The sequence below is a fragment of the Acinetobacter junii genome (genome assembly GCF_018336855.1).
Taxonomy (GTDB): Bacteria; Pseudomonadota; Gammaproteobacteria; order Pseudomonadales; family Moraxellaceae; genus Acinetobacter; species Acinetobacter junii.
Window position 1 is genome coordinate 1,844,907 of the sequence record NZ_CP059558.1, and the last position, 26,237, is coordinate 1,871,143.

General features: G+C 37.2%; 21 protein-coding genes. 18 read left to right on the plus strand and 3 right to left on the minus strand.

Annotation, left to right across the window (positions count from 1 at the left end; all coding sequences use genetic code 11):
* Positions 1–27 precede the first annotated feature (27 nt).
* Positions 28–2,139, minus strand: coding sequence for a DNA polymerase III subunit gamma/tau (dnaX, locus tag H2677_RS08700; protein ID WP_212638333.1), 2,112 nt, complete (start codon positions 2,137–2,139; stop codon positions 28–30).
* Positions 2,140–2,336: 197 nt separating this feature from the next.
* Here dnaX and H2677_RS08705 point away from each other — a divergent pair, with 197 nt between their 5' ends.
* From H2677_RS08705 to H2677_RS08755, 11 genes are all read left to right on the plus strand, one after another.
* The gene (locus tag H2677_RS08705) at positions 2,337–3,497 is read left to right on the plus strand and encodes a ribosomal protein uL16 3-hydroxylase (RefSeq protein ID WP_130576486.1); all 1,161 of its coding nucleotides are present in this window, start codon (positions 2,337–2,339) and stop codon (positions 3,495–3,497) included.
* 222 nt (positions 3,498–3,719) lie between these two features.
* Positions 3,720–4,775, plus strand: a complete 1,056-nt coding sequence (locus tag H2677_RS08710) for a linear amide C-N hydrolase (protein WP_125299524.1) — start codon at positions 3,720–3,722, stop codon at positions 4,773–4,775.
* Positions 4,776–4,813: 38 nt separating this feature from the next.
* On the plus strand, positions 4,814–5,809 hold the full coding sequence (locus H2677_RS08715) for a linear amide C-N hydrolase (protein ID WP_212638334.1): 996 nt from the start codon (positions 4,814–4,816) through the stop codon (positions 5,807–5,809).
* Between the two features lie 32 nt (positions 5,810–5,841).
* The gene (locus tag H2677_RS08720; RefSeq protein WP_004954683.1) at positions 5,842–6,357 is read left to right on the plus strand and encodes a hypothetical protein; all 516 of its coding nucleotides are present in this window, start codon (positions 5,842–5,844) and stop codon (positions 6,355–6,357) included.
* A gap of 324 nt (positions 6,358–6,681) precedes the next feature.
* Positions 6,682–7,248: a TetR/AcrR family transcriptional regulator gene (locus H2677_RS08725; protein ID WP_004915445.1), complete on the plus strand. Its 567-nt coding sequence runs from the start codon at positions 6,682–6,684 to the stop codon at positions 7,246–7,248.
* 500 nt (positions 7,249–7,748) lie between these two features.
* Positions 7,749–8,060 carry an ArsR/SmtB family transcription factor gene (locus tag H2677_RS08730; protein WP_004915442.1) on the plus strand — a complete coding sequence of 104 codons (312 nt, stop codon included), beginning with the start codon at positions 7,749–7,751 and terminating at the stop codon, positions 8,058–8,060.
* Between the two features lie 81 nt (positions 8,061–8,141).
* Positions 8,142–9,839: a SulP family inorganic anion transporter gene (locus H2677_RS08735; protein ID WP_212638335.1), complete on the plus strand. Its 1,698-nt coding sequence runs from the start codon at positions 8,142–8,144 to the stop codon at positions 9,837–9,839.
* Positions 9,840–10,040: 201 nt separating this feature from the next.
* Positions 10,041–11,237 (plus strand): serine/threonine transporter SstT, encoded by a 1,197-nt coding sequence (gene sstT / locus H2677_RS08740; RefSeq protein WP_004915436.1) that lies wholly within the window; start codon positions 10,041–10,043, stop codon positions 11,235–11,237.
* Between the two features lie 12 nt (positions 11,238–11,249).
* The gene (locus tag H2677_RS08745) at positions 11,250–11,930 is read left to right on the plus strand and encodes a YoaK family protein (protein WP_004954688.1); all 681 of its coding nucleotides are present in this window, start codon (positions 11,250–11,252) and stop codon (positions 11,928–11,930) included.
* A 3-nt stretch (positions 11,931–11,933) separates the two neighbouring features.
* Complete coding sequence (locus H2677_RS08750; protein ID WP_129262654.1) at positions 11,934–12,473, plus strand: DUF2058 domain-containing protein; 540 nt, start codon at positions 11,934–11,936, stop codon at positions 12,471–12,473.
* A gap of 109 nt (positions 12,474–12,582) precedes the next feature.
* Positions 12,583–13,845: a mechanosensitive ion channel family protein gene (locus tag H2677_RS08755; protein ID WP_005402716.1), complete on the plus strand. Its 1,263-nt coding sequence runs from the start codon at positions 12,583–12,585 to the stop codon at positions 13,843–13,845.
* A gap of 88 nt (positions 13,846–13,933) precedes the next feature.
* Here the strand turns inward: H2677_RS08755 and H2677_RS08760 are convergent, their stop codons facing one another.
* The gene (locus tag H2677_RS08760) at positions 13,934–14,128 is read right to left on the minus strand and encodes a hypothetical protein (protein ID WP_005402717.1); all 195 of its coding nucleotides are present in this window, start codon (positions 14,126–14,128) and stop codon (positions 13,934–13,936) included.
* A gap of 271 nt (positions 14,129–14,399) precedes the next feature.
* Between H2677_RS08760 and H2677_RS08765 the strand changes: the two genes are divergently transcribed.
* From H2677_RS08765 to putP, 6 genes are all read left to right on the plus strand, one after another.
* A complete protein-coding gene (locus H2677_RS08765) occupies positions 14,400–15,335 on the plus strand; it encodes a metal-dependent hydrolase (RefSeq protein WP_099948773.1) in 936 nt (311 codons plus the stop codon).
* 221 nt (positions 15,336–15,556) lie between these two features.
* Positions 15,557–17,407, plus strand: a complete 1,851-nt coding sequence (locus H2677_RS08770; protein ID WP_212638336.1) for an ABC transporter ATP-binding protein — start codon at positions 15,557–15,559, stop codon at positions 17,405–17,407.
* The gene (locus H2677_RS08775; RefSeq protein ID WP_004954698.1) at positions 17,407–17,847 is read left to right on the plus strand and encodes a MaoC family dehydratase; all 441 of its coding nucleotides are present in this window, start codon (positions 17,407–17,409) and stop codon (positions 17,845–17,847) included. Before H2677_RS08770 ends, H2677_RS08775 begins: the two co-directional genes overlap by 1 nt.
* A 129-nt stretch (positions 17,848–17,976) precedes the next feature.
* Complete coding sequence (locus tag H2677_RS08780) at positions 17,977–19,002, plus strand: AraC family transcriptional regulator (protein WP_212638337.1); 1,026 nt, start codon at positions 17,977–17,979, stop codon at positions 19,000–19,002.
* A gap of 96 nt (positions 19,003–19,098) precedes the next feature.
* A complete protein-coding gene (gene gcvH, locus H2677_RS08785; RefSeq protein WP_004915409.1) occupies positions 19,099–19,473 on the plus strand; it encodes a glycine cleavage system protein GcvH in 375 nt (124 codons plus the stop codon).
* Positions 19,474–20,118: 645 nt separating this feature from the next.
* Positions 20,119–21,615, plus strand: coding sequence for a sodium/proline symporter PutP (gene putP, locus H2677_RS08790; RefSeq protein ID WP_004954704.1), 1,497 nt, complete (start codon positions 20,119–20,121; stop codon positions 21,613–21,615).
* Positions 21,616–21,658: 43 nt separating this feature from the next.
* Here the strand turns inward: putP and H2677_RS08795 are convergent, their stop codons facing one another.
* Positions 21,659–22,150, minus strand: coding sequence for an Lrp/AsnC ligand binding domain-containing protein (locus tag H2677_RS08795; RefSeq protein WP_004915403.1), 492 nt, complete (start codon positions 22,148–22,150; stop codon positions 21,659–21,661).
* Between the two features lie 120 nt (positions 22,151–22,270).
* Between H2677_RS08795 and putA the strand changes: the two genes are divergently transcribed.
* Entirely contained in the window at positions 22,271–26,035 is a 3,765-nt protein-coding gene (gene putA / locus H2677_RS08800) for a trifunctional transcriptional regulator/proline dehydrogenase/L-glutamate gamma-semialdehyde dehydrogenase (protein WP_212638338.1), read from the plus strand.
* Positions 26,036–26,237: the final 202 nt, after the last annotated feature.

Genomic DNA, 26,237 nt, shown 5'->3' on the forward strand with positions numbered 1-26,237 from the left:
TTTTTACTTTAGTTATTACTTTCTGAATTAGGGCTTGAGCTGAACATTGGCTAACTCTGCATCAAAAGTGTCTATCAAACTTTTAATTGTAGGCTCTTGATTGAGTAGCTCCACGGCCCGATCAAATGCTTTTTGTTTCCGTGTCGCTTGCATAACGAAAGGCGTCACGGAATCCATCTTCCTATATTGCACAGAAAATTGCGTATTGATCCATTGCAATTTCAAAGCATCTTCTAATGCATGTTGAAGCTGAGTTAGCATTCTCTCGTATTCTTGAGGAATATGAAATACAGACTTGCCATTAATCTCACCAGTCATTAATCCATGCTGTGCAAGTTCTTGAACAGCAGGTGACAATTCACTATTTCTAAACCAATATTCCCACTTTTCTAAATTCCATTCTCCCTCTAGAGATTGTTCTTTAAGTTTTAAAATGTCTTGAGGAGATAAATTAGATATTGGCTCATTTTCATGGGACTGCTTTGTTGTGGCAATTACTTTGTTATCAGACTCAACATCTTCAACAACCGGTGTATTTTCAAACAATTCTAAATCATGAGTTATTTGAGTATTTATATCCAAATCTGAAACTGAAGAATCTTGTGCTGCTTCATCTGGTGATACTGGAAATACAAGAAAATTTTCAGCTTCACTTAAGCCTGAATTTGATACAGGTTTTTCTAAAGGCGATGTCGTTTCTAACCCTATCAACTGACCTTCAGCAGCATCAAATACCATGACACCACTAACTTCAGCAGGTTCAGGTTCAGGTTCAGGTTCAGGTTCAGGTTCAGGTTCAGGTTCAGGTTCAGGTTCAGGTTCAGGTTCAGGTTCAGGTTCAGGTTCAGGTTCAGGTTCAGGTTCAGGTTCAGGTTCAGGTTCAGGTTCAGGTTCAGGTTCAGGTTCAGGTTCAGGTTCAGGTTCAGGTTCGACATTAACCACTTCTGACTGAACTGCAAGTAGGTTCTCTACTTTTACATTTTCTGAGAACTGTTGAGTTTCATTTATCGAAATTGGCGTAGCAGAGGTTGTCTTGACTGTCACTTCGTTTAACTGCATCGGTCTAAATGCGAGCAAACGTAGAACAATCATTTCGAAACCTTGCTCTTGTGTAACAGCAAGTTGAATATCTGAACGACCTTTACATGCAATTTGATAATAAAGTTGTAGATCTTGCGCCGAAATTAATTTTGAAAGTTGCAAAATCTTTCGATTGATTTCTTCACTATATTTCAGAGCCAAATCAGGCAGATATTGTAATAAAGCCAACTCATGCAAGGTAGAAACCAATTGATCTAAGACCAATGATACATCTAAAGCTTGCTGTCTAAATTGCAATAATAGCCGACTGACACGAGCTTGTTGATTCTGATGAATGGCTAAAATCAGATCATAGATAATCGTACGATCAATTAGACCAAGCATTTCTTTAACATCTTGATGATGGACAGCACCCTGACCGTACGCAATCGCTTGATCTGTCAAAGATAATGCGTCACGTAAAGAACCTTGAGCAGACTCAGCAATTTGCCAAATTGCATCTCGATCAGCATTGATACTTTCTTTATCTAAAATTGTTGTTAAATGCGTTGTAATCTCATCGACAGCCAAAGGTCTGAGCGTAAACTGAAGACAACGAGAAATAACTGTAATTGGTAATTTTTGCGGATCAGTTGTCGCAAAAAGAAATTTTACATGTTCTGGCGGCTCTTCTAATGTTTTTAACAATGCATTAAACGAATGCGTCGAAAGCATATGCACTTCATCGATAAGATAAACTTTAAAACGACCTTGTGTTGGTGCATAAGGAACGTTATCAAGCAACTCACGTGTATCTTCAACTTTCGTTCTTGATGCCGCATCAATTTCAATTAAATCAATAAAACGGCCCTCGTTCACAGCTCGACATGTTGCGCAAACTTCACAAGGGGTTGAAGTCACACCTGTCTCACAATTCAAACACTTGGCTAAAATACGTGCAATCGTGGTTTTACCGACACCACGAGTACCTGTAAATAAATAAGCATGATGCAAACGTCCACGTTCTAATGCACTTGTTAAAGCGCGAGAAACATGGTTTTGCCCCACTAACTCATTGAAATTACGTGGACGGTATTTTCTTGCCAGTACTTGATACATGTATGCTCCTTATTGCGTCTTTAGCATACTTTGTTTTTGAAACGCTGTGAATGAATACAAAACTGTTTGATCAAGATTAAATAGTTTGATCATACCCCACGTCTTACTGAGTTAAAACAATCATGCGCATCAAAGCTTGCAACCAAAATCAACTCAAAGGACAATATACATCTTTTGTAGATTTGGCTTTTAATCCTATGTCACACGCTTTAGATGTTTTAGGTGGTATCACCGCAGAACAATTTTTAACTGAATATTGGCAAAAAAAACCGTTATTGGTACGTAATGCCTTACCAGAAATCATAGGATTATTAGAACCAGATGATGTTAAAGAGTTAGCGCTTGAAGAGGATGTGAGTGCTCGACTCATTCGACAAAAAAATAAAGATCCAAATGAATGGCATGTCAAATCATCTCCCCTAACCAAAGGTGATTTTCAAAAGCTACCTAATCTTTGGACGATCTTAGTGCAAGCTGTAGATCACTATTCTTTTGATGTTGCTGAATTATGGAAAAAATTTCCATTTATTCCACAATGGCGCCGCGATGACATCATGGTGTCTTATGCACCCAAAGGTGGATCTGTAGGTAAACATTTCGATTTTTATGACGTTTTTCTCGTTCAAGGCTATGGACATCGTCGTTGGCAGCTTGGTCAAATGTGTGATGAATCAACTCAATTTATTCCTGATCAACCGTTAAAGTTGTTGGCTGACATGGATGTTCAGTTTGATGAAATCCTATCTCCTGGTGACTTACTTTACGTTCCACCTGGTCTCGCACACTATGGTGTAGCAGAAGATGACTGTTTAACGTATTCTTTTGGCTTTCGCATGCCAAATCTTTCAGAAATGATTGATCAGGTGAGTGATAAATTTGCTGAAAATGCACTATTAAAAAATCCTTTAGTGGATATAGCTCGCCAACAAACCGCGAATATCGGTGAAATAAATTCGACTGAATTTTCTTATTTAAAAGCTGAATTATTGAACTTCCTCTCTCAAGCACCTGAGTTTGATGCGGCGATTATGTCGTATATGAGTCAATCAAATTATCCAAATAGCATTCCTGAGCCTGATGAAATCGCAGCAGAAGATTTAATTGAAATTATCGGTACAGGTTATCAACTCATGCTTGAACCAGCCTCAAAGCTACTCTACAGAACTCAAGCTGATGGTTTAGATTTTTGGGCAAATGGTGAAAATGTTTGTATTTCCAAGTCATTTGAAAACCAGCTAAAACAAATTGCTGATGGACAAAGCATTGCATTTGATGAAAATCTAAATCAACCAGAATATTTAGAAGATATTGCTGAACTTTTAAATAATGCTGTTGTGATGTTGCTCCCTCCAAATTAATCTCATCAGCGCCTCTAGATGAGATTATATTGATCGGAAAAATTCAAAAAGTTTAAATACTTGATTATGATCATATAATTTCTTCTAGAAGGTAAAAATTATTATAAAATTACACTTTAATAGTTGAATAAGAATATATTTTTCATAAACTCGAAATGAATTTAGAACAAAACATACGAAATCATATTTACTTAAACGATTTAAAAATAACGGAGAAAATCCATGTTAAAAAAAACTTTATTTTGTACTCTCATTGCATCTTCACTTCTATTACAAACAGCTCAAGCATGTACTCGTGCAGTTTATTTAGGTAATGATAATCACATAATTACCGCCCGCTCGATGGATTGGAAAGTAGATGTAGGGACGAATCTATGGATTATGCCGAGCGGTCAAGATCGCGACAGTAATGCTGGACCAAAATCATTAAAATGGAAATCGAAATACGGAAGCGTAATCGCTTCAGGCTATGATCTCTCTACAACGGATGGAATGAACGAGGCTGGTCTAGTTGCAAATGTCTTATGGCTGGTTGAATCCCAGTATCCCGATGCAAAAAAATCAAATAAACCTCAACTCAGTATTTCTGCTTGGGCTCAGTATGTATTAGACAATTATGCTAGCGTCTCAGAGGCAGTATCAGCATTAGAAAAAGAGCCATTTGTGCTTATCACAGATAATGTACCTGGAGAACAACGCTTAACCACCCTACATTTATCGCTTTCAGATAAGACAGGTGATAGTGCAATTATTGAATACATTAACGGCAAGCAAGTCATTCATCATAATAAGAAATATCAAGTGATGACCAATTCCCCTATTTTTGATCAACAACTGGCTTTGAACACATATTGGCAACAAATTGGTGGCACTGTGATGTTACCAGGTACTAACCGCGCTGCAGATCGCTTTGCAAGAGCGTCATTTTATATTAATGCCATACCTAAAAATGATAATCCCAAAGAGGCTATCGCCTCGGTTTTCAGTGTCATTCGTAATGCCTCAGTTCCCTTTGGTCTAAACACAGCCGAAGAGCCAAATATTTCTTCTACGCGATGGAGAACTGTGGCTGATCATAAGCAACAACTTTATTTCTTTGAGTCTGCTGTATCCCCAAATGTTTTTTGGATTGATCTTAAAAAAATCAATTTCAAAAATGGGAAAACGATGAAACTCGATTTAGGTAAGGATCAACAAAATACCTTTGCTGGTGATGCAACTGATCAATTCAAAGAAACTAAACCTTTCCAATTTTTAGGTCCTCAGTTACACCATTAATAAATTAGATCAAATCTAAAAACAGATGAGAACTTGATATGTGCACACGTGCTGTTTACCTCGGGGACAATGATCACATTATTACCGCTCGCTCAATGGACTGGAAAGTCGATGTAGGGACTAATCTATGGATTATGCCACGAGGTCAACAGCGCCATAGTAACGCAGGCGAAAAATCGCTTGTATGGAGAGCAAAATATGGAAGTGTTATTGCTTCAGGCTATGATGTTTCAACCACTGACGGTATGAATGAGGCTGGACTCGTTACTAACTTATTATGGTTAGTCGAATCACAATATCCAGATAAAGCCAGATCAGATAAACCTCAATTAAGTATTTCAGCTTGGGCACAATATATTTTGGATAATTATTCAAATGTTGCTGAAGCAGTCAATCATCTGAGAGATGAACCTTTCATTTTGATTACAGATGCAGTCCCTGGAGAACAACGGCTCACCACAGTTCATTTATCTTTATCCGACAAAACTGGTGATAGTGCGATTATTGAATATATCAACGGCAAACAAGTCATTCATCATGATAAAAAATTTCAGGTGATGACCAACTCACCTATATTTGAACAACAACTTGCTTTGAATGCCTATTGGCAACAAATTGGTGGGACGACAATGCTACCGGGTACAAATCGTGCTGCAGACCGATTTGCTCGTGCATCCTTTTATATCAATGCAATACCAAAAACTCATGATCCTAAACAAGCTTTAGCGTCAGTTTTTAGCGTTATACGCAATGCTTCGGTTCCTTTTGGGTTAAACACAGCTGAAGAACCAAATATTTCATCAACACGATGGCGAACTGTCGCAGATCACAAACAATTGTTATATTTCTTTGAATCAGCGGTCTCTCCGAATGTATTCTGGGTTGACTTAAATAAAATTGATTTTCAAAATGACAAAACGCTTAAACTCGATTTGGGGTTGGATCAACAAAATGTTTTTGCTGGCGATGCTACTCAACATTTTTTAGTTGCAAAACCATTTGAATTTCTTGGTCCACAGTTACATCATAAATAGGTTAGATCTAAAATAAACTTGAGAAGTGAAATATGAAAAAAGTACTTTGTTTACTGAGTCTTTGTGTATTAATAAGCGGTTGTGCAAACGTTCAAACCACTGATGCTAACACTACATCTATGGACCATCTAGCTACTGCAGGTTCATTAGTTTGTAAATCAAATGAACTATGTCCAAATGTTGTAGTTGAATGGGATAAAGAACAGAAAGAAAAACTCAGACTTGATGTGGCTTTAACAAGTACTTATGAATATTACGATATTAAGAGTTTGTCCTTCTCTGTTGATGGAAAAACTTTCAATTATGCTCCAGTGGGTAAAACAGAACAAAAATACATTAATCGTTTAATACCTAAGCGCTCTTCCAATACATTTATTCTCCCAAGCGTTTTTCTATATGAATTACGTGGATCAAAAAATGTAGATTTATCGATAGAAACAGATAAAGGAACGATTAAACGTAATGTTTACTCACCTACAGTGCAATCTTCATTGTTTAAAAACTTCACACAGTTGATTTCAACTTTACCTAACTCAAACTCTAAATAAGCTAGGTACATTAAAAGCTAGTTATTTGTATAAATATAAATAACTAGCAACTCAGTGAGTAATCAAACACTTTACAGCACAATAATATATAAAAATTTAAAAAAAGAAATATATGCAATAATTTGATTATTATAAATATTTCCATATTTTCAACTCCTTATTTTTATCATATATTTACAGTTGTTAATTAAAAAAACAGTTAAATAAATAAAGCCATTTTTCCCTATGATAATTGACCAATACCATGTAAAATTCCTGCCAAAATTGCATAACAGGATGCAAAAACAATGCTCTGTGTGGCAATGAGCAAACTTGAGGCTATGTATGTCAAAAAAAGAAGATATTATTAACACTGCTTTAAAACTCTTTAATTCGCATAGCTATAATTCGATTGGGGTTGATCGTATTATTAGTGAATCTGGCGTAGCCAAAATGACATTCTATAAATACTTCCCATCAAAGGAAAAATTAATCGAAGAATGTCTACAGCAACGTAATATCAATTTGCAAACATCATTAAATGCCTCACTATCCGCTTGTGATCCAAATGATTACATGAGTCAACTCAAAACTATTTTTAAATGGTATGAAGCTTGGTTCAACAGTGAAGATTTTAATGGCTGTATGTTTCAGAAAGCTTTGGAAGAAGTGATTAAGATTTACCCATCAACGTTAGAACCAGCAACAAAATACAAAATTTGGTTAACCACACTTGTTCAAGGTTTGCTGACCAATATTGGTATCCGAAACCCATCTCATCTTGCGACATTAATCGTAAGTATCTTGGATGGGATGACCATTCAAGCACATATTAATAGACATTCTGTTGATATGGATGAATATTGGATGCGAGTTGAGCATTTAATTGCTTTCGAAAAAGCGTTGCCTTAAGTCAGCGCTTTTTATAAAAAATGAGTAAAAGAGAAGAAAAAAGTAAAGCGTGATTTATAGTTATTAGAATATCTCACGCTTGCGTCTGAGTCGGAAAGAATAATAAGTATTATTACCCTCTGGCGGTCGTACAAATTGCACATCCCGATCCTTTTTATGCAGACAGATCATTCTGTCTTGTTTAAAAGTATACACCTATAAGTAACTTTCGCAATCTTTTTTTTAAATTTTTTATATTCTTTATTTAAATTAATTACATATTTTTATTGTTTAGTTTATTTAAAAGAAAATCAGTTTTTCCAATCACAATCAAAAAACAAGAAAAGTAAACTAAATCTCTTTTTTCCGTAAAATTGCCAACTCACGATTAAAATTGAGTTCACTTATCATTTTTTCTTATATACATCTTCACTAAAAACCATTGCATTTATCCACTTTTACTACATTTTTACCTTTTAGTCATTTTATACTAAACTTTAGTGCAGTTAGATGAGGTGAATATGCAAACAAGTCTTGAGATTGAAGCAATGAGAGAATCAGCAAGTTCAATAGTAAATGTGCTTAAATCTCTAGCAAACACAGATCGTCTAATTATTTTGTGCCATTTAGCTAAACAAGAGTTAAATGTATCTCAGATTGAAGAACAAACTCAGATTTTCCAGCCGACCTTATCTCAGCAGCTGATGATGCTAAGAAAAAGTAAAGTTGTCTCAACACGTCGTGAAGGAAAGCAAATTTTCTACTCCATTAGTGATCCTAAGTTACAAGTTGTCTTAACGACATTGTATGAGAACTACTGTCCAAATATTTAATGTTCATTAAGTTAGATTTAAATTTTAAGCTATTGGCTTTTCCTGCATAATATCGTTATAACGATATAAACTTTGATATGCATGAAAAAAATAGATTTGAGTATAAGCACTCTTTTTCCAGCTTTTAAATGGCTAAAAACGTATCAAATATCGAGCTTTAAATCCGATTTGATTGCTGCTTTTATCGTTCTCGCAATGTTAGTACCACAAGGTATGGCATATGCGATGCTTGCTGGTTTGCCACCTGTTATGGGTATTTATGCAAGCATATTGCCAATGATTGTTTATGCCTTCACTGGCAGTAGCACTACGCTATCGATTGGTCCTGTTGCAATCATTTCGATGATGGTCTTTGCAACACTAAACCCTTTATTCCCTGTCGGCAGTCAACAATATATCGAAGCGGCTTATCTATTGACCATGATGGTAGGTGTGATCTCGCTAGTTCTAGGATTATTGCGCTTTGGTTTTTTAATTCAATTAATTAGCCATCCAGTTATTCAAAGTTTTATCATTGCTTCTGCATTACTGATTGCTCTCGGGCAACTTAAGTTTTTATTAGATATACCTCTTCAGTCAAATAATATTCCTGAATTTATTTCTAGCTTAGTCAAACATATACAAGAACTTAGCTTAATCAGTTTGATTTTCAGTTGTGCCGCAATATTAATTTTAGTGCTTTTACCAAAATTTGTGCACTCAGTTTTCCTGGCTCGAATTATCCCATTAATCGTTGTTATCTCATCGATCATTATCGTGGCAATATTTGATCTGGAACAAAATAGTTTAAAAACCGTCGGCACTATCCCGAGTGGTTTACCACATTTTTATTTTCCGTCATGGGATTCTGAGCTTGCTTTTAAGCTCTTACCAAGCGCGTTTATGATTGCCATGATCAGCTTTGTAGAATCTCTTGCAATCGCTCAAGCCACTGCTCTACAGAAACGTGATGACTTAAATAGTAGTCAAGAACTCATTGCTTTAGGATTCGCAAACATCGCAGCAAGTATTAACAATGGTTTTGCGGTTTCAGGTAGCTTGTCACGCACTGTGGTAAATAGTGATGCAGGTGCAAAAACACCGATTTCAGGTGTCCTCTCTTCTCTCACTATGATTTTAGTCTGCTTGTATTTTACAGGTATCTTTGAATCTCTCCCCCTAACTGTATTAGCCGCTACAATTTTAGTATCCATTTGGAAACTCATCACTATCGCTCCCTTTATCGAAACATGGAAATATTCAAAGGCAGATGGTTTTGCGATGTTAATAACCTTCCTCGGTGTAACATTCATTGATATTTCTACAGGTCTGATTATTGGTATTGGTCTTACTTTTATCATGTTGCTATGGCGTGTCAGCCGTCCACATATAGCTGTGATCGGTCTGATAGAAGGAACTCAACACTTTAGAAATGTATCACGCTATGATGTCATTACTGTTCCGACTATTGCCTCTTTTCGTATTGATGAAAATCTAAGCTTCTTAAATGCACATGTATTAAAAGGCTATGTGATTACTGAACTTAGTCAAAATGCAGAAATCCGACATGTGATTATAAATTGCTCAAGCATCAGCAACATCGATCTTAGTGCATTAGAAATGTTGGAAGAGTTAAATAAGGAACTCGCGCGTCTTAATATTAAACTACACCTGTCTGAAGTGAAGAGTCCTGTGATGGATCGTTTAAGAAAATCAAAGCTCGTGGATGAATTAACAGGTGAAATTTTTCTTTCGCATTATCAGGCAGTTCAAAGCATATCTCCTATTGAAAAAAATTAAGAGGACAGTGATAAATGCTGTTTTTTTATGCAAAGAGATAAAATGCTTTCTGATAAAACATTTGCAAAAACATTATGTTAATTTTTACGCAATTTTTTAAGTAATTCATCATCAAAAAAAATTTTATTATTCATGGTGCTTAGGTATAGAATACGGCGCTTGTTTAACCTTAAACCGCACATGGGTTTGTAAGGCCTTTATATGTTTAGTGTACTGTCTCGCTTAAGTTTAGTTACCAAAATTATTATCGCTATTTTTTTAGGAATTGGCGTGGCAATGCTGTTTCCTAACTTTACACCTTATTTAAGTTTATTGGGTGAATTGTTTATTAAAGCTTTGAAGTCTGTTGCACCCATTTTAGTTTTCGTGCTTGTGTTATCTTCAATTGCGAATTTTAAAGTTGGACAGCATTCAAACTTAAAACCTGTTATGACCCTCTATGTAGTCGGTATGCTACTCGCTGCATTTAGTGCAGTGATTGCAAGTATTGTTTTCCCGAGTCAGTTGTTTCTTCATCTAACTACACAATCAGAACTACAAGCACCTGGTAGTTTAGCTGAAATCTTAAAAAATCTTCTTTTAAGCTTTATTGCAAACCCAGTACAAGCAATTAGTGAAGCAAACTTCATTGGAATTTTAGCTTGGGCAATTGGTTTAGGCATCGCATTGCGTCATAGTTCTGATACAACCAAAAAAGTACTTACAGATGTTGCAGATGCGGTTAATAAAATCATTCATGTTGTTATTGGATTCGCTCCAATCGGTATTTTCGGTTTAGTCGCTGTTACTTTTGCTGATGCAGGTTTGGCTACTCTTTCAAGTTATGCCCATTTACTTGCGGTACTTCTTGGTACGATGTTCTTCGTTGCTCTTGTAATTAATCCAATTCTTGTTGGAGTTACAATGCGCTCGAATCCTTATCCATTAGTTTTCAAATGTTTGAAAGAAAGTGGTATTACTGCTTTTTTCACGCGCAGCTCAGCAGCGAATATTCCTGTGAATTTAGATTTAGCTCATCGTTTGGGTGTCAATGAAGCAACTGCGAGTGTTTCGATTCCTCTAGGCGCAACAGTAAATATGGCGGGTGCAGCTGTAACCATCACAGTATTAACATTAGCTGCAGTACATACGTTGGGTATTCACGTTGATTTAAGCACAATGCTTATTTTATCAGTTGTTGCCACAGTATCCGCTTGTGGTGCATCTGGTGTTGCTGGTGGTTCTTTATTGCTAATCCCTGTTGCATGTAGCCTATTTGGTATATCATCAGAAGTCGCAATGCAAGTGGTTGCTATTGGTATGATTATTAGTGTTTTGCAGGACTCAACTGAAACTGCATTAAACTCATCAACTGATGTTTTATTCACTGCTGCAGTAGATTTTCGTAACCGTCAATAATCGTAGGTTATTATGCCTTTACAACGTTTACCAAACTGGATTCAAATCGGTGCTTTTTTATTGGCATTGAATGCAGGAATGGTAAACGTTTTAGGTTTATTTACCGTTCTTCATCAATCTGTTTCTCATATGACTGGAAATGTCAGTATGCTTGCAATGAGCTTACTGGACTGGCAACCTGACCACTTTATTTACTTAGCTTTAGTCGTTATTTGTTTCGTTATTGGTTCCTTTTATAGTGGACTGATTTTAGGAAATAGTAATGTGACTTTTGGTCACCATTATGGATTTCCGCTCAGCCTTGTTGCTATATTTTTATTCCTCACATGGCTGCTCCTCCCTTACTTTCCTCGTTATGGTCTTCTTTGGGCTTGCGTTGCAATGGGTGTTCAAAATGCAATGGTTAGCCATTACAAAGGAGCAATCATTCGCACCACACATCTGTCTGGAGTTTTGACAGATATTGGTTTGACAATTGGCTACAAAGTTCGAGGTTTAAAAATTGAAAATAGGCGTATTTTTTTACATTTTCTAATTTTTACGGGTTTTTTAGTGGGTGGATTGATTGCCAGTTTGCTTTATCCTTATTTAAAATTACAAACTTTTCTCATACCTGCAGGACTGAGTCTTGTATTAAGTATGACTTATTGGATCGTTTATTTTCGCTCTTCATCACACTCAGATTTGGATTGAATTATGGTAAAAAATGCATTACAAGCTCAATTGCTTAAAGCGGGCTTAGTTGATAATAAAAAAGCGAAGAAACTAACCAAACAAGCTCAGCACGAACAGCGCACTGGACAAAATGATGATGCTGAATTAAAAGCTGAAATTGATCGTGCAAAACAAGAGAAATTAGCAAAAGATCAGGCATTAAATTTAGAAAAGCAAAAAATTCTTGAAGAAAAAGCGTTGAAAGCCTCGATCATTCAAATGATCAAACAACATAAAGTTGAAAATACAGATGGTGATATTGCTTATCAATTTATTGATGAGAACAAGATCAAAAAAGTTTACATCAATCAACAAATTTATAATGCGCTGGTATCAGGTTCTCTTGTTGTCGCAAAAGATCAGGAACAATACGCTTATCTACCAAAGGCTTTAGCCGAAAAAATTGATCAAAAAATGCAAGGCTTCATTTTGGTTAATAATAAAGATGAGAAAAATGACCAAACTACAGATGAAGAGGATCCTTACGCAGCATATGTGATCCCTGATGATCTGATGTGGTAATTGAATGTAATAACACCTTACAGTTCGTATATAAACTGTCAGCAAATTATCAGAATTCAATTCAACACCTTACAATTCTCGCATTAAAGAATTTTAAGGTGTTTTTATTTTGAATTATTTTAATTTTATTAGCGATATTCGAACTGAATTGAGCCAATACCCTTGGCTAGAAATGTTAGTCGCATTATCAATTCTGATTTTCTTTGCCGCTTTGGCAAACTTTATTGCTAAAAGAATTATCGTTCGTGGTATTAGACATTTAATCACCAAATTAAAATCACCAAATCAATCAATCTTTGCGCAACACAGTATTACTCGTCGCTTTGCAAATATCGTCCCTGCTATTGTGATTATGAATGGTATTACAACCATTCCGCATCTCCCAGCCAAAGTGATTACATTTGTACAAATGGGTGCTCAGGCATTTATTTTCCTGACTCTAGCCTTAACGGTTAGTGAAGCACTCAATATTTTTAACTTACTTTATCAACGTAACCCAAAATCCAGAAACAAACCCATCAAAGGTTATCTTCAACTCATCAAGTTAATCCTATTTGTCGTTTGTGGTCTGATGATCCTAGGCACCTTCCTCAAAAAAGATGTATTTACTTTATTGGCTGGATTTGGTGCGATGGCAGCGGTGTTAATGTTAGTTTTCCAAAACACGATTCTGTCATTAGTTGCTAGTATTCAAATATCTTCTTATGACATGGTGCGCATTGGTGACTGGATAGAAATGCCATCACTAAACGCTGATGGTGACGTAATTGATATGTCATTACATACTGTGACGGTACAAAACTTTGATAAAACGTTTACTACCATCCCAACCAACAAACTTGTGACTGATACATTTAGAAACTGGCGCGGGATGAGTAACTCTGGTTGTCGTCGCATAAAGCGTTCGATTTTTCTTGATCAAAGCACTGTTCACTTTATGACCGACACAGAACAACAGAAGTTAAAAGAGTTTTTATTATTAGATCAATATTTAGATGCAAAACAGTCTGAAATTGATGAGTTTAACCAACAACTCAGCAATCAATCGCAATACAACAAGCGTCGTTTGACTAATGTTGGTACATTTAGAGCATATGTTGAATTTTACTTACGTCAACATCAAGGTATCGCACAGCATCAAACTATTCTGGTGCGTCAGTTACAACCTACAAGCGAAGGACTACCTTTAGAAATTTATGCATTCACCAATACGATTGCATGGGCTTCTTATGAGGCAATCCAATCTGATATTTTTGATCACTTAATTGCAATTATCCCAGAGTTTGGACTGAGAATTTATCAAGCTCCATCAGGACATGATTTTCAAGCTTTGAATCATCAAAATACAAATAACGTTGAGCAAATAGTTTAAGGTACCCATATAAAAATAGCCTGAAAGGTGTAGTAACTATACCTCTCGGGCTATTAAGTATTTTAAAGTCAGTTTAAGCTCTTTTAAACTAAGACAAATTTAACTCTTCATCTTTAGTAAGCGTAATTGCTGTGAGCATAGGTATACCTAAAATTACAGGAACGACAATAATCCATAAATCCGTAACGATTTTCTCGGAAAAGAAAAAGTGAATTGAAAGTGCTGTAATAATTAAGACTGAAAATAAAACAGCGACAAATCGAACCGTAAACTTTAACAACATATTCTTTATCCTATTCAGTTTTTGTATTTCACTCTCAGTATATACCCCTCTGATGAATCAATTTTGGTTTTTATCGCATAGTTTTAATAAAACAAAAGTTAGATTCAATAAAATCTTGATTTTGAGTTGATCCATCTACTTGGCTGCCAATTTTTATCATTAGACACTAGGAAATGATGCTTATTCGTCCTCAAAGCACATGGAATGCAACTTGATGCAATGCTAAAAATGATGCATCAAAATAATTCGTAATTTCATTTGGGTGACATATATGATTTTAGAAAGCCACCAAATCAAAGCAAGAAAAGTGCATTTCGACTTCTCAGAATCTTCAGTGTGCTGGATGAAAAACGATCCACTTTGTTCTCATGTAGCAAACGGGATCAACATGCTTTTACCTGCTGGGGAATTTTGGTTTTGTCGCGTATTTAATAAAACCCTCCCTCTGATAACAGATGAAAAATTAAAAGAAGATGTTATTGGATTTATTCGCCAAGAAGCTACCCATGCTCGTGCTCATGAAAATGTACAAGATTTTTTAAGGGAAAATGGCTATGACGTACAAGATCAACTAAATCGTGCCCACTTCTTATTTAATATACTTTTAGGTGATAAGCCTTTAGGACTTCCAATACTTAGAAATAAAGCACTTGAAGAATATTGGTTATTATTCCGTGTTGGTATTATCGCAGCGATTGAACATTTCACTGGAACTATTGGTCAATGGACACTAGAAAGTAAGTCTTGGGATTCAGCAGACCCAGCGATGGCTGATTTGTTTCGCTGGCATCTAGCTGAAGAAGTAGAACATCGTTGTGTAGCCTATGATTTATTTGAGCATCTTATAAAAAATAAATTTGGCTTCTATCTATCTCGTCAAGCGATCATGATGGTGATCTTTCCTCTGTTCATTTATCTACTTGCTGATTTTGCCCGTGGTTTAGCAACTCAAGATTTAGAGAATGAGAAAATGCAAAAGCTCGTTCGCCAAAGTTTCTTTAATTTCATTCGCGAGTTTGAAAAAACTGCGACTCAAACAGACCATCTTCCTACGATTAAATATTTGTGGAAAGCAACGCTACGCTGGGTTTCTCCGAAGTTTAATCCTGTCGATGAGGGCAATACAGAACAAGCATTGGCATATATGGCTCAATCTCCTGCCGTCAAGTTCTTTGAGCAACAAGACCATCGCTCAAAAGTCAGTTAAGGTTTAAGTTTAGATCAAAACAAAAAAGATAATTTAAAGTAGACTTTAAATTATCTTTCCTCCCTTGCAATAGTAAATTTAGTTTCACTTAATTACGGGCTATAACTTTATCAATTTTACCATTCGTTATCATTTTTGCCTTTTGTGATTTTCTATACATTTTTTCTGATATGCTACAGGTTGAAGTTGAGTTAGTACTTTGGGTCAAGGGGAAAGTTTAGATGTTGCAATGGTTTGAGAAATTAGTTGATCCTTATCCAACAAAAGACTTAAACAAACCATTACCAACCACTTTTTTTGCTTTTGTTTGGCAAGCCACTCAGGGTGTTCGACCTTTTTTATTTTTACTGATTTTATGTGCTGCAGCTGCTGCTTGTTTTGAAGCTTTATTTTTTTCATATATCGGAAAACTGGTTGATTGGCTCAGTAAAAGCCAACCAGATACCTTTCTAGCAACAAATCAACAGAATCTGACTATCCTTATTAGCATTTTATTTGCGAATATATTTTTTGTAAGTATTCAATCAATTATTAAACATCAGGTGTTATTTAGTAATTTCCCAATGCGTATGCGTTGGCGCTTTCACAATTTACTCTTACAACAAAGTTTAGATTTCTTCCATACTGATTTTGCAGGTCGACTCTCTGCCAAAGTTATGCAAACAGCTTTAGCTGTACGTGAATTTTGGATGATTTTAGGCGACATGTTGGTCTATGTACTTATCTATTTCATTACGATTAGTCTTGTACTTGGCTCAATTTCGCCTGTACTCATTGTTCCATTACTCTTATGGTTAGCATTGTTTATCGGTATTGCGAGCTACTTTATTCCTCGACTAGGTCGCGTCTCTCAAGAGCAAGCCGATGCACGAGCTGTGATGACAGGACGTGTTACTGATGCATACACCAATATTCAAACAGTGAAATTGTTTGCACATGCTGGTCGTGAAAGCCAGTATGCAAAAGAATCCATGAAAGAATTCATGGTGACTGTTTATAAGCAAATGCGATTGGCTGTCAAATATCAAATCTGTATTCGTCTTCTTAGCGCATTTCTCTTTATTAGTGTTATTGGTACATCTGTTTGGCTTTGGACCGAAGGTCAAGCTGCACTAGGCGTAATCGCGGCCACAACCGCAATGGTACTTAAACTTGATAGCTTAGCTGAGTTTATCATGTGGCATGTCACCATGCTTTTTGAGAATGTAGGTACGATTCAAGATGGTATGAAAACCTTAGGTAAGCCAATCGAGATTCAAGACAAACCTGATGCCACTGAACTCAAAGTCCCTCATGGTGAAATTAGTTTTGAAAATGTCAGTTTTGCTTATAACGACAAAAACGTTATTGATCACTTTAATCTAACCATCAAACCTGGTGAGAAAATTGGCATTGTAGGTCGATCAGGAGCAGGAAAATCAACGTTAATCCAACTGCTTCTACATTTTTATTCGATTCATCAGGGTCGTATTCTTATCGATGGTCAAGATATCCATCAAGTGACTCAAGATAGTCTCCGTGCAAATATCGCACTGGTAACCCAAGACACTTCTTTACTACATCGCACTGTTGTGGAAAATATTAAATACGGTCGACCAAACGCTACCCTTGATGAAGTATATCAAGCAGTTAAAAAAGCAAAGGCTGATGAGTTTATTCCTCAACTAAGTGATCAAAAAGGTCGTGTAGGCTTCGATGCATATGTGGGTGAACGTGGTGTCAAACTATCAGGTGGACAACGCCAACGTATTGCAATATCGAGAGTTTTCCTCAAAGATGCCCCTATTTTGATACTTGATGAAGCAACCAGCGCGTTAGATTCAGAAGTTGAAGCCGCAATTCAAAGCAGTTTAAATGACTTGATGGTAGGCAAAACGGTTATTGCAATTGCGCACCGATTATCTACTATTGCACAAATGGATCGTCTCATTGTTCTTGATCAAGGCAAAATTGTCGAGCAAGGCACACATGAGCAACTCATTGCAAATGATGGCTTGTATGCCCAACTATGGAAACGTCAAACAGGCGGTTTTCTTGTTGAGCAACGAGTAACTCAGCAGGATAAAGAATAATGTTGTATTTAGAAGATTTGAAAATTGGAGATCGTTTCATCAGTCGTGAGTATGAAATGACACTTGAAGAAGTTAAACAGTTTGCAAGTCAATACGACCCTCAACCTTTTCATCTCGATGAACAAGCAGCAGCTCAACATCCAATTTTTCAAGGCTTAGCTGCAAGTGGTTGGCATACATCAGCCGTAACGATGCGTCTTTGGACTGAGTGTTTCCCTATTGCAGGCGGTTTACTGGGTTCAGAGTCAAGTTTACGTTGGCCAAGGCCAACACGGGTTGGCGATAAAATCCATGTGGAAGTTGAAATTACTGCAATTGTGCCATCAAAAACCAAAAATGATCGTGGTATCGTCAGCTACGTAACACAGGCTTTGAACCAACACGGTGATGTGTTATTAATATCTACTACCAAAATTATGGTTTTTAGAAAACCTTCTTGATTTTTGAACATTAGGTGACTCTCTTGTCCAACAATTTTTATGATTCAATCTTTTATTTCATGCAAATATGTTCGAGACCTAGATGTTTAAAAGATATGGGCAAAAATTGATGAGCGCCACGGAAAGCACATGAAAACAACCTCAACTCGTCAAGATCAAGGAATACCAGGCGTTTACGGCTTATTGCTATTAGATGTCGTTTCACGTTGGGGATACAACGATGAAACTTTATTTGCTCCATTTCATTTGACTAGCGAACTTCTAGCAGATCCTAACTATAGAATTCCAACACCTGTAGCAAACGAATTAGTAAAACATGCATTACGCCTGACAGGTGAAAGTACACTTGGCTTTCACTTAGGCACACAGATGCGTATTTCAATTCACGGTTTTATTGGCTATGCCATTATGACCGCACATGACATTACTGATGCGATTGCCCTTGCGAGTCGTTTCATCCAATTACGCTTACCTTTTTTACAACTTTATTTCTCGACTTTTGGTCCCAAAGCTACCCTTCAACTGCAATGTGATATTGATGTGGAGCCACTCAGAACAGAGATTATTCTAGGGCTGACGATTGGCATCATGACCATGGCAAAGGCATTAACTGGTATCGAAGATCTTCAAGGTGAAGTGGATCTAGATTTTCCAGAACCTGAAGGTTTTGATAAATATAAAGACAAATTGAATAGTACGATCCGTTTTAACCAGCCACATTTAATATCGAGTTTTGATAAAAAATATCTTGGTTTAAAAATGGTGAATGCTGATCCAATCGCAAGCCAAATCGCAATTAACCAATGTGAATCTGAATTATCAGCATTGGGTGAGCGTCGTCGTCTAGCGATGCGTGTTCGTGATATTTTAACCAATTCTGAGCAACACTATTTAAGTATTGAGAGTGTTGCAGAACGACTTCATATGTCTGACCGTACACTCAAACGACAATTGGCTGCTGAAGGAACATCTTTTTCAACACTAGTCGATGAAGTTCGATATCGTCATGCGACTTCACTACTGTCCCGAACAGATTATAGTTTGGAACAAATTGCAGATGAATTAGGTTATTCTGATGTTGCCAACTTCAGTCGTGCATTCAAACGTTGGAGTGGTCGTAGTCCGAGTAATTGGCGTATAGACCCATATTTGTAATATTTTCAGTGCATCATTTATTGATGCTTTTGTTTTTATTGAAAAACCTGTATAAAGCCAAACAAAAATGATGAGACAGATTTTTAAGGAGTTGTCATGAATCATCCAGAAGATTTGAAATATGCGCGCACGCATGAATGGGTAAGAATCGAGGGTGACCTTGTTGTTACAGGTATTACTGATCATGCTCAAGATGAGTTAGGTGATTTAGTATATGTAGAAACTCCAGAAGTTGGCAGCCAAGTTACGGCTACTGAACAAGCTGGTATTGTTGAATCTGTAAAAACAGCTTCTGACATCCATGCTCCTATTTCAGGAACTGTGGTTGAAGTAAATACTGCACTTGAAGATGATCCTGACTTTGTCAATGAAGAGCCATATGGAAAAGGTTGGATATACAAAATCAAACCAGACAATATGGCTGATGTTGAAAAATTACTTTCAAATACAGAGTATGAATCAGGTTTGTAATTTTCGATTCTATTTAAAAAAACCCAGTGTTTGATCACTGGGTTTTTTATTAGATAATTATAAAAAGTTTGATATGGCTAAGCCCTTTTACTAAAGCTAACAATTGATGAATAAATATCATTCTAAAGTAACTATAAATAGCTAAGCTATCTCAAGCAAAACCATGATGTTTAGCATCTAAAACTTTATAAAAACTTATGCATAAGCATTTTGATTATCTTAAAAACTCAGAATATTAGTCATAAACTTTAATTTTCAGTTCAAAATATAAGCATTTTGAGATAATAAACTACAAAAATAGGACTTAAATCAGCCACTAAAGCCGATGCTTCTCGTATATTTTTTTAATTTTAAAAGTAAATGTTTCAGCTTTGTAACAGATGTGAATATTTTGAATATTTTTCACCCAAATAAAATACATTTGTTATGATAAAAAAGTCTAATTTATTTAATAAAGAAATTAAGATTCATACACTTAATTTAAATTACATAAACAATACAATTTAGATACACAATTATAACAGTTTTTTAAAAATCATTCGTGATTGAATCTGTGACCTTATCAGTCTTATTAGAATAGTAAATCATTTTTGGCTATTCAGATGTGATTGCAAAATTATGGATATGTAAGGACAGGCATCCATTATGAATTTTTCTAATCCCACCGTTGTTGTGTTCGTGGTATATATTCTTGCCATGCTCGGTATAGGTTTATACGCCTATTTCTCCACCAAAAACCTAGATGATTATATTCTCGGAGGACGTAGTCTAGGTAGTTTTGTCACCGCTTTATCTGCTGGTGCATCGGATATGAGTGGTTGGTTACTCATGGGTTTACCTGGTGCCATTTACTTGACTGGATTATCAGAATCATGGATTGCGATCGGGTTAATAATCGGTGCATGGCTTAACTGGTATTTGGTTGCTGGACGTCTACGCGTTCATACCGAAGTACAGAATAATGCACTAACATTACCAGATTATTTCACTGGTCGTTTTGATGATCAGAAGAAAATTTTGCGTGTCACATCTGCGTTGATCATTCTGGTTTTCTTTGCAATTTACTGTGCTTCAGGCATGGTTGCTGGTGCTCGATTGTTTGAAACACTATTCCATATGCCTTATGAAACTGCCTTATGGTTAGGTGCTTTTGCAACAATTGGCTATGTGTGTGTTGGTGGCTTCTTAGCAATCAGCTGGACGGATACTTTCCAAGCTGGTTTAATGATCTTCGCTTTATTGCTTCTTCCAATTGTGACTTACATGTCATTAGGAATTGGCGCAGAAGAATTTACTGCTTTGGTAGAAACTGCTCGCCCACATGCTTACGATTTTGTTTCGAATCTAAGTTTTGTTGCGATCCTCTCAGCAGCAGCATGGGGCTTAGGCTATTTTGGTCAACCTCACATTCTTGTACGCTTCATGGCAGCTGACTCAGTAAAATCTATTCCAGCAGCTCGTCGCATCGGTATGACTTGGATGATTCTATGTTTAGCTGGTGCTGTTGGTTCAGGTTTCGTTGGTATCGCTTACTTCCAGCAACACCCAGAACTTGCTGCCGCGGTAGCAGGTAACCATGAAACAGTATTCATGGAACTCACAAAAATCTTATTCAACCCTTGGGTTGTAGGTGTAATCTTAGCTGCAATTCTATCTGCAATTATGAGTACGCTAAGTTGTCAGTTACTGGTATGTTCAAGTGCTTTGACTGAAGATTTATACAAAGGCTTTATCCGTAAAAATGCGTCTCAAAAAGAACTCGTTTGGATTGGTCGTGCAATGGTACTTGCAGTTGCATTACTTGCGCTGGTGTTAGCTCAAAACCCTGACAGTAAAGTTTTAGGTTTGGTTGCTTATGCTTGGGCTGGTTTCGGTGCAGCATTCGGTCCTTTGATTATTCTTTCATTGTTCTGGAAGCGTATGACATTGAACGGTGCACTTGTGGGTATGGTTGTCGGTGCAGTTACCGTGATTGTTTGGAAAAACTTCTTCGGTGAAACAGGCATCTACGAGATTATTCCAGGTTTCGCATTCGCATTTGTCAGCATCGTGGTTGTAAGTTTGCTTGGTAAAGCACCAAATGCAAATGTTACTAGCCGCTTTGAACAAGCTGAAGAAATCTATGCTAGAGACATGAAATAATTCTTCAAAAAATTTAAGGGGCTTTAAAGCCCCTTTTTTTGATTCAAAATTTTGTCCTCGATTTGATTTTTATCTTCGAGCTATCCTTCACAACCTGCATCACGGGATAACTCCGTGTTTCTTTGACACCAGGTAACTGCCACAAAATCTGCCCTGCAATGCGGCGAAACTCCTCCATCCCGGCACTACGCAATTTGATTAGAAAATCAAAGCCTCCACTCACCATATGGCATTCCACGATTTCAGGGTATTGCGTTACTGCATCAATAAAATCATCAAGTACGTTTGGGGTCGTTTTATCTAACAGTACCTCAACAAATACTAAAAAATTCGCATTAAGCTTCGCTGGATTAAGCTTTGCTTCATAGCCTAGAATAAATTCATCCTTCGTAAGCTTCTGCACACGAGCCATGACGGCTGTAGGAGATAGGTTCACTAATTCAGCTAATTTGCTGTTAGAAATTCTTCCATCTGTTTGAAGAATATCCAGAATTTTTAGATCTGTTCGATCTAATGTAGAAATAGGGCCATTCAACTGAATTTTCCTCTAAAAAATGGACTAAATATAGTGAGTTACTCGGGTTTTATTCTGTAATCATAAATTATCTAAACCTCTCTACTCAATATGTTCTAGAGATTGTTATTGGAATTTAGTATGAATACTTTGGATACTCCCGCACAAATGGACACAGCTCACAACGACGGTGGTTATATCACCGAATTTAAAGAAAAAAGTGAGTTTGAGCAACGCATTAATACAGCTTGGCGACGTGCTGAACCTGAAGCTGTCGCTGAACTTGCTGAAGCCGCAAACATCTCACCAGATCTCGATCAAAAAATTTATGAACTTGCATTTGATCTAGCGAATAATCTACGTGAACGCAAAAGTTCTGCTGGTAAAGCAGGTATCGTGCAAGGTTTACTTCAGGAGTTCTCACTTTCTTCTCAAGAAGGTGTGGCACTCATGTGTTTAGCAGAAGCATTGCTTCGTATTCCAGATACTGCGACACGTGATCTTTTGATTCGTGACAAAATCAATCAAGGCAACTGGAAAGAGCATGTAGGTCAAAGTAGCCTCATGTTCGTAAACGCTGCTGCTTGGGGTTTGATGTTAACTGGAAAGTTAATGGAAACTCCAAAACAAACAAGTTTATCGAGTGTATTAACGGGCTTATTAGCACGTAGTGGTCGCGGTATTATTCGTAAAGCGGTTGACGTCGCTATGCGTATGATGGGTGAACAGTTTGTTACTGGTGAAACCATTGAAGAAGCACTTGAACATGCTAAGCCACTTGAACATAAGGGTTTCCGTTACTCTTATGACATGTTAGGTGAAGCTGCGCTCACAGATCACGATGCTGAACGCTATTACAACGACTATACCCAAGCGATTCATGCGATTGGTAAAGCATCTAATGGTCGTGGCGTATATGATGGTCCTGGTATTTCTATCAAGCTTTCAGCATTGCATCCTCGTTACCAACGCTCGCAAATCAGTCGTGTTCACCATGAACTTTATAACAAAGTTTTCGAACTCGCGTGTTTAGCAAAACACTATGATATTGGTTTAAACATCGATGCTGAAGAATCGGAACGCTTAGAAATTTCTTTGGAAATGTTAGAGCGTCTATGCTTCGAACCTAAACTTGCAAACTGGAAAGGCATTGGCTTTGTTATCCAAGCCTACCAAAAGCGTTGTTTCTTCGTTGTCGATTACATCATTGATCTTGCAAAACGCAGTAACAAACGTCTGATGATTCGCCTAGTGAAAGGTGCATATTGGGATAGCGAAATCAAAAAAGCTCAAATTGAAGGTATGACTGACTACCCTGTGTTCACACGTAAAGTGCATACAGATTTGTCATACATTGCTTGTGCGAAAAAACTTCTTGCTGCACCTGATCAAGTGTATCCGCAATTTGCAACACATAATGCACAGTCACTTGCAACGATATACAATCTAGCTGATCCAAGCAAATACTATCCTGGTCAATATGAATTCCAATGCTTGCATGGCATGGGTGAACCACTGTATGAACAAGTTGTGGGTTCAAAAGAAGACGGTAAACTCGGTATTCCATGTCGCGTGTATGCGCCAGTTGGTAATCATGAAACCCTATTGGCTTACTTAGTTCGTCGTTTACTTGAAAATGGTGCAAACACTTCATTTGTAAACCGGATTGCAGACAAAACATTAAAAGTAGATGATTTAATTCAATCACCTATCAAAGATATTCAAACTGCTGCAAAAGAAGAAGGCCAGCTTGGTTTAAAACATCCGGCGATTCCTCTTCCGCATGATTTATATCCATTGCGTCCAAACTCAAATGGTTTCGATTTAAACAACGACACACCGCTTGCAGACTTGGATGCTACGGCCCAAAAACTTCGTAATCACGTCTGGAAAAGTGCACCATTACTTGGATTTGAATCAACAGTTCATGATCAAAGTAATGCCCTTGCAATTACAAACCCTGCACAAAATAGTGAAATCGTAGGTTATGTAAACGAGGCAACTAGCGCTGATGTACAACTTGCACTAGAAGCAGCTGTACAAGCAGAGCAAAGTTGGGCTGCGACAAATAAAACTGAACGAGCTGCTTGCTTAAAACGCGCTGCGGATTTGATGGAAGATCGCATCCAAGAATTGATGGTATTACTTTGCCGTGAAAGTGGTAAAACTTATGCCAATGCGATTGCAGAAGTGCGTGAAGCAGTAGACTTCTTACGTTACTACGCAACTCAAATTGAAAACTTACCTGCAAATGCACAAGTGAAGCCATTAGGTACAGTTTTATGTATCAGCCCATGGAACTTCCCTCTTGCGATTTTCTCGGGTCAGATTGCAGCTGCTTTAGTAAGCGGTAACTGTGTGATTGCAAAACCAGCCGAGCAAACTCCATTGATTGCAGCTCAAGCAGTTGAAATGCTTTGGGAAGCTGGTGTACCACGTGGTGCGGTTCAACTTCTACCTGGTCGCGGTGAAACAGTTGGCGCGCAATTGAGCCAAGATGATCGTATCCAAGGCATCATGTTTACAGGTTCTACAGAAGTTGCAAAAATCTTGCAAAAAACTGTGGCAAAACGCTTATCGCCGAATGGTCAACCAATTCCGTTAATCGCGGAAACAGGTGGTCAAAATGCCATGATCGTTGATTCTTCTGCATTAACCGAACAAGTCGTATTGGATGTGGTAAGTTCTGCATTTGATAGTGCTGGTCAACGTTGTTCTGCTCTTCGTATCTTATGTGTTCAAGAAGATAGTGCTGCAACAGTTGTGAAAATGTTGAAAGGTGCAATGAAACAGTTGATCGTAGGTAATCCTGCTATCTTAAAAACTGATATTGGACCAGTAATTGATACTGAAGCAAAACAAACCATTGATAATCACATTCAAAAGATGAAATCAAAGGGCTACCCTGTTCATCAATTGATGTTTAACGATGCTGTAAGCCAACAAGCACTTGCTCAAGGCACATTTGTTCCACCAACTGCGATCGAATTACCAAACCTTGATGATTTAGAGCGTGAAGTATTTGGTCCTGTATTGCATATCATCACATATAAGTATGGTGAACTTGAGCAATTGATCGATCGCATCAATGCAAAAGGTTACGGCTTAACGATGGGTCTACACACACGTATTGATGAAACGATTAATACTGTCATCCAACGCGCAGAAGTAGGCAACTTATATATCAACCGTAATATCGTTGGTGCAGTTGTTGGCGTGCAACCATTTGGTGGTGAAGGCTTATCTGGTACAGGTCCTAAAGCAGGCGGTCCATTATATATGTATCGTTTGATGGAACATTGTTCTGAAAAAGTCTTAGCAACACCATTTGCTGTTAAATCAGAAGTTTCAACTTTTGAAGCAGTTTCAAATGTTGCTTACCAAAACTTATTAACTTGGGCTAAGCAAAATATGCCTCAAGCAATTCCAACGATTCCTGCATTTGGCGTTGGTAAATTCTATGAGTTGCAAGGTCCTACTGGTGAAAGTAACCAATACATTATCTTACCTCGTCATCGTGTGCTTTCTATCGCAAATGATGAAGCGAGCCAGTTACAGCAGTTACTAGCGATTTTCGCAGTAAGCAGTACTGCTGCTGTTACTAAAGATAATGCTTTCTTGGCTAAGCATCAGAAATCTTTACCAAAAGATGTGTTAGCAGCAATTAAAGTGATTTCAGACATCGAAAAAGATGCTTTTGATGCTGTTTTACATCATGGTTCAGTTGAACAATTAACTGAACTGCAAACGAAAATTGCGAACCGTTCTGGAGCAATCGTGGGCATTACTCATCTCAAGACAGATGAGCAGATTCCTCTAGAACGTCTAGTCATTGAACGAGCTATTAGTGTAAATACCGCTGCTGCCGGCGGTAATGCGAGTTTAATGACTTTATCTGAAGACTAATTTAAGTCTTCAAATCTCCCAGCCCGAACCATGTTCTACATGGTTCGGGTTTTTATTTTCTAATTTTAAGACAAATGGTTTTTACAAAAATTTCCACACCATCATGTAATGAAACCAATTCGTTTAAATCAGGGATAATCATAATTTCCCTGCACCTTTTACTGCTTTTTTTGATACCATTCCCCTTTATTTTTTACCTACA